Origin of the sequence: Binatus sp. (SeqCode) (assembly GCF_036522015.1) — a bacterium.
In the GTDB taxonomy this organism is placed as follows: domain Bacteria; phylum Desulfobacterota; class Binatia; order Binatales; family Binataceae; genus Binatus.
On the sequence record NZ_DATDGQ010000312.1, the window covers coordinates 1 to 5194 of the forward strand.

The following is a 5194-nucleotide window of genomic DNA, read 5'->3' on the forward strand; positions in this document are numbered from 1 at the left end:
GTCCAGTGTCGATCTCTGCTCAGATATCCTCAGGGGAACTACGCCGGAAATGGACTATTGCACGGCGATCGGCGAGCTTGTCAGCGAACGGCAATTCAGCGAGATGATCGCCACGACTCGCGCCGGGTTAAGCTCGGCGGATGCGCTCATACTCGACCGTGTGGTCGCCTCGTTCAAAGCTTACCAGGAGGCGGACAAGAATCGAGCGTATCTTGCTTCGGTTGGCGGCACGATACGAAATATGAAAAGCATGGCTCAGGCGAAATTGCTCCGTGACGATTTCTCGGGACTGGTCGAAAAGACCATTAGAAGTCGCGATCTGGAGCCTGCCGACAATGTTGCGTTTCAAGCGGCCGACACTGCGCTCAACCACGCGTACCGCGAGGACCTCCATGGCAACGACCCGGCATACAGAAAAACCGCGCGATCGGCAGAGCTTCACTGGATAAAATACCGCGATTCGTGGACGGAGCTGGCGACCTCGATTTACAGCGGAAAGAAAAATAGCCTTGACCCTGGCCTCAGCATGAAGACCGCGGTTACAAAACTCAGGACGAATGAATTGGTCAGCTCGGAGCAGCCGTAGCGAACCACCTTGCCCGAGTTCTCTCTATCTCGAGGTCAATCCGATGTGCAGGAATATTAAAATACTTTTCAATTTCGAACCCCCCGTCACCGACGAAGAGATTCGCGCCGCATCGATTCAGTTCGTGCGCAAAATCTCCGGCTTCAACAAACCGTCGAAGGCCAACGAAGGCCCGTTCATGGCGGCAATCGATGAAATAGCCCGAGCCTCGGCACGGTTTCTTCGTTCGCTCGAAACCAATGCACCGTCAAGGAACCGTGAAGAAGAGGCGGCCAAAGCGAAAGCTCGCGCCGCTGAAAGATTCGGCGCCTGATGGCATCCTCGTGGTCAATCCCGACGATCGCGTCGATTCAGCGCACCAACTTCATCCTCGTCGTGGTCAGCTCGTCGATTCTTGCTTTGTTCGCCTCGACGCCGGCGTCCGTGGGATGCATGATCGGCGGCGCAGTGGTAATCGCGAATTTGTGGATCCTGTCTGCGCTCGGCGGATTGCTGCTGGCTGCGTCGAGCGCCGGCGTCTCCGGTGCCGCCGCCAAGCTGGGCGCACTCGCGATTCCGCTGAAGCTGTTCATCATCGTCGGCCTCGTCTATCTGATTTTCACCCGCGCGTGCCTCGACGGGATGGGCTTTGGTATCGGCGTCTTGACTCAGATGGCCGCTATTATTATTGAAACCGGGCGTGCTTCGCTTCGCGGGACCAGCTAGGATCCGCGGCGGAGAAATTCACTTGCAGCATTCAGTAAATTTCCTCGAGCTTATCGGCGGCGGCAAGATTCCCGAGGTGCTGATCGGCACCTGGATCGTGATGGGCATCCTCATAGTGTTTGGATTCATCGCGCGCGCCTCGCTCCTGCGCGCCGCAGATCCGATAGTCCCCGAGGAGAGGGCGGGCGTGCGCTCCATCGCTGAGGCTTTCGTCGAGTGGTTCGACACTTTCGCCCACGACGTGCTCGAGACCCATCACTACCGGCAGTGGGTTCCATTTTTCGGCACACTGTTCGTTTTCATTCTGGCCGCTAACATCTTTGGATTGATCCCTGGAATGGAACCACCGACCGGTAATTCAGATCTGACATTCGCTCTGGGAACGATCGTCTTCGTCTTTTTTGTCTATCAAGGTTTGTCGCACGGAGCCGTCAAGTATCTGCAAAATGACCTGGTCGGACCGGTATGGTGGCTGTTCCCGCTCATGATCCCAATCAACCTGGCAGACAATTTGTTCCGTCCGTTTTCGCTCGGCATTCGTCTCTACGCAAACATGTTCGCCGACCATACCGTGCTCGGGATTTTTACCGGCCTGACGAAGCTCATAATCCCGCTCGCGTTTTACGCCCTCGGATCGATCGTGTGTATCATCCAGGCGATAATTTTCGTGGTACTCGCGATGAGCTACGTTCGGCTCGCGACCAGCCACGATCATTAAAAAGGATTTTTCGCGCTAGGGATTCCGACCGGAATTCGAGGTGGTAGAGGAAGAGAGGTGGCCGGCTGCGGTACCCGGGGCGCGCGAAAAGAGAAGGAGGATCGAAATGTTACGACACAGAATTGGAACCATAGTGACGATGGCCGGGATGGCCATCCTCGCGTCACCGCTGCTCGCGATGGCGCAAGAAGCGGCCGGTGCCGCAGGCGAGGGCGCGCCGCTGCGCGCAGGACTCATCGCAATCGCCGCGAACATCGGCATCGGTATCGCGGCATTCGGCAGCGCGCTCGGCCAGGGCCGCATGGCCGCCTCGGCGATGGAATCGATCGGCCGCAACCCGAACAGCGCCGGCCAGATCTTCGTCCCGATGATCATCGGCCTCGCCTTCATCGAAGCACTGACCCTGTACGCGCTAGTGATCGCATTCTTCCTGCAGGCGAAGATCTAGCGACTACGCACACCGACAACTTGGTACTGAGAGCGGGGCCCCTACCGGGCCCCGCTTCTTTTTGCTGCGACTGGTCTCAAAACCACCTCACATCCTGAAGACGCCGAAGTTCGCGTGCTCGGGGATCGGCGCGTTCATCGAGGCTGCGATTCCCAGCGCGAGCGCGGCGCGCGTCTCGACCGGATCGAGCACGCCGTCGTCCCATAGCCGCGCGCTCGAATAGTAAACGCTCGACTCGAGTTCGTACTTTTCCAGCGTCGGGCGCAAAAATTCCTTTTGCTCCGCGTCGCTCATCGTTGCACCTTCGCGCTTCAACTGATCGAGCTTGACCGTCAGCAGCGTGTTCGCGGCCTGTTCTCCCCCCATCACTGAAATGCGCGCGTTCGGCCACATGAAAAGCAATCGCGGCGAATACGCGCGCCCGCACATCCCGTAATTTCCCGCTCCGTTCGATGCGCCGATGATCACCGTGAACTTCGGCACTTGCGCGTTGGCCACCGCGTTGACCATCTTGGCGCCATCCTTTGCGATGCCGCCTTGCTCGTAGCGCTTGCCGACGATGAAGCCGGTGATGTTTTGCAGGAAGAGCAACGGGATGCGCCGCGCGCAGCACAGCTCGATGAAATGCGTCGCCTTCAGGGCAGACTCGCTGAACAGCACGCCGTTGTTCGCGACGATGCCGACCGGGTAGCCGTAGATTCGCGCGAATCCCGTGACCAGCGTGGTCGCGTAGCGCGCCTTGAACTCGTGTATCCTGCTGCCATCGACCAGCCGCGCGATCACTTCGCGCACGTCGTACGGCTTGCGCGTATCGGTCGGCATGATGCCGTAGAGTTCGGCGGGATCGTAGTGCGGATCCTCGGGCGTGTCCTGCTCGATCCCGGCCGCCGTGCGAGGCCCAAGATTCTCGAAGATGGCACGCGCGATCTGCAGCGCGTGCTCATCATCGTCGGCCAGGTGATCGCTCACACCCGACAGTCGCGTGTGCACGTCGCCGCCGCCGAGCTCCTCGGCGGTGACCTCTTCGCCGGTCGCGGCGCGCACCAACGGCGGTCCGGCGAGAAAAATCGTTCCCTCCTCGCGGACTATTATGTTCTCGTCGCACATCGCGGGCACGTATGCGCCGCCCGCCGTGCAACTGCCCATCACGACCGCGACCTGCGCGACGCCCTTCGCCGACATCTGCGCCTGATTGTAAAAGATGCGTCCGAAGTGATGGACATCTGGAAAAATCTCGGACTGCATCGGCAGAAACGCGCCGCCCGAATCGACCAGGTAAACGCACGGCAGCCGGTTTTCGATCGCGATTTGCTGCGCGCGCAGATGCTTCTTCACGGTCATCGGAAAATACGTGCCGCCCTTGACCGTCGCGTCATTGGCCACGATGACCGCCTCGCGGCCGTGGATTCTGCCGACGCCGGTGATGATGCTCGCGGACGGCGAGTCGCCGTCGTACATATTAAATGCGGCCAGCGGTGACAGCTCGAGGAACGGACTGCCCGGGTCCAGAAGTTTCTTGACGCGGTCGCGCGCGAGCAGCTTGCCGCGTTCGACGTGACGCTCGCGAGCCGATGCCGGACCACCCTGGCGAACGCGCTCGGTTTCCTCGCGCAGGCGCTTGACCAGCGTGTCCATCGCGTCGCGGTTGCGGCGGAACTCGTCGGAGTTGGTGTTCAGCCGCGATTCAATTCGATCCATTTGAACATCCTTGATGCGAGCGGGCCAAAGTTGGTCTAAATTTTAGAAGGCTGTCTGGATATTAGCGATGCGCGAACGCGATCTGAAAGCACTTGAATTCGACAAGGTGATTCACCTCGTCATGGATCTCTGCGCCTCCGAGCCGGCGCGCGCGGCCACCGCCGAGTTGCGCCCGTCGATCGACGCCCCCGACGTGCAACAGCGGCTGACGACGACCGCCGAGATGGTCGAGCTGCGCTCGCATGCCGGCTCGATTCCGATAAGCGAATTCACCGATCAGCGGCCGTACCTGCTCGCGGCCGCGCGCGCCGGAGCAATCCTCGGCGGCGAAGCGCTGGTGAAAGTGCGCGATTTTATCGTCGGCTCACGCCACGTCGCCGGCTTTCTGCGCTCGCGCGTCGAGCGCTTCCCGCATGTCGCGGCTCTCGTTCACAACTTGCTCGCGCCCAAGGAGCTCGCCGACGCGATGCTAGGTGCGCTGTCCGACGACGGCACCCTCCTCGACGACGCGAGCCCCGAGCTGAAGCGTCTGCGCTCCCGGCTGCGCGATGAGCGCTCGGATCTCGAGGCGCGCCTGCTGCGCTCGCTCAACGCCTCGGGCATGGAATCGTTCGTTTCCGATTACATCGTGACGATTCGCAACCGCCGCTTCGTGCTGCCGATGAAGCTGAACTATTCGGAGCGGTTCGAGGGAATCGTCCAGGACCGCAGCGTGTCCGGCGAAACTCTGTTCGTCGAGCCGATGTGGGCGGTTGAGCTGAACAACCGGCTGATGATGCTCGAGCGCGAAGCCGAGGCGGAAGAAACGCGAATCCTCGCGCGGCTGACCGCGATGGTCGGCGGCTACGCGCCCGAACTGCAGCTCACCTTCGATGCGATGGTCGCGCTCGACGCGCTCAACGCGCGCGCGCTGTTCGCCGAGCGCTTTCGATGCGTCGAGCCGCCGCTCGTTGACGAGGGAATCGATTTTATCGGCGCGCGGCATCCGCTTCTCATGACCAGCGGCCGCGACGTGATTCCAATCGACGTGAAAATCGGC

Annotated in this window: 6 protein-coding genes and 1 pseudogene; 6 read left to right on the plus strand and 1 reads right to left on the minus strand. The window is 60.7% G+C overall.

The genetic code is table 11. The features are described from left to right. The 5 genes from VIW95_RS13235 to VIW95_RS13255 form a co-directional block, all read left to right on the plus strand. Positions 1 to 586 (plus strand): lysozyme inhibitor LprI family protein (locus tag VIW95_RS13235; RefSeq protein ID WP_331587252.1); only part of this gene is annotated, 586 nt, incomplete at its 5' end. A 43-nt stretch (positions 587 to 629) separates the two neighbouring features. Next, positions 630 to 899, plus strand: coding sequence for a DUF2277 domain-containing protein (locus VIW95_RS13240; protein ID WP_331587254.1), 270 nt, complete (start codon positions 630 to 632; stop codon positions 897 to 899). After that, on the plus strand, positions 899 to 1291 hold the full coding sequence (locus VIW95_RS13245) for a hypothetical protein (RefSeq protein ID WP_331587256.1): 393 nt from the start codon (positions 899 to 901) through the stop codon (positions 1289 to 1291). The genes VIW95_RS13240 and VIW95_RS13245 overlap by 1 nt, the downstream gene beginning before the upstream one ends. Positions 1292 to 1313: 22 nt before the next feature. Next, positions 1314 to 2009, plus strand: coding sequence for a F0F1 ATP synthase subunit A (gene atpB / locus VIW95_RS13250; RefSeq protein WP_331587259.1), 696 nt, complete (start codon positions 1314 to 1316; stop codon positions 2007 to 2009). A gap of 106 nt (positions 2010 to 2115) precedes the next feature. After that, positions 2116 to 2457 carry an ATP synthase F0 subunit C gene (locus tag VIW95_RS13255; RefSeq protein ID WP_331587261.1) on the plus strand — a complete coding sequence of 114 codons (342 nt, stop codon included), beginning with the start codon at positions 2116 to 2118 and terminating at the stop codon, positions 2455 to 2457. Positions 2458 to 2544: 87 nt separating this feature from the next. On the opposite strand, the gene VIW95_RS13260 is transcribed toward VIW95_RS13255, so the two are convergent. After that, a complete protein-coding gene (locus tag VIW95_RS13260) occupies positions 2545 to 4155 on the minus strand; it encodes a carboxyl transferase domain-containing protein (RefSeq protein ID WP_331587263.1) in 1611 nt (536 codons plus the stop codon). A gap of 67 nt (positions 4156 to 4222) precedes the next feature. Here VIW95_RS13260 and VIW95_RS13265 point away from each other — a divergent pair. Then, positions 4223 to 5194 (plus strand): annotated as a pseudogene (locus VIW95_RS13265) (hypothetical protein); the annotation flags it as partial.

Bases quoted from the DNA above. Each gene is read 5' to 3' on its own strand.
- VIW95_RS13245 (WP_331587256.1), top strand. From the start codon at position 899: ATGGCATCCTCGTGGTCAATCCCGACGATCGCGTCGATTCAGCGCACC.
- VIW95_RS13260 (WP_331587263.1), bottom strand. From the start codon at position 4,155: ATGGATCGAATTGAATCGCGGCTGAACACCAACTCCGACGAGTTCCGC.
- VIW95_RS13255 (WP_331587261.1), top strand. From the start codon at position 2,116: ATGTTACGACACAGAATTGGAACCATAGTGACGATGGCCGGGATGGCC.
- VIW95_RS13240 (WP_331587254.1), top strand. From the start codon at position 630: ATGTGCAGGAATATTAAAATACTTTTCAATTTCGAACCCCCCGTCACC.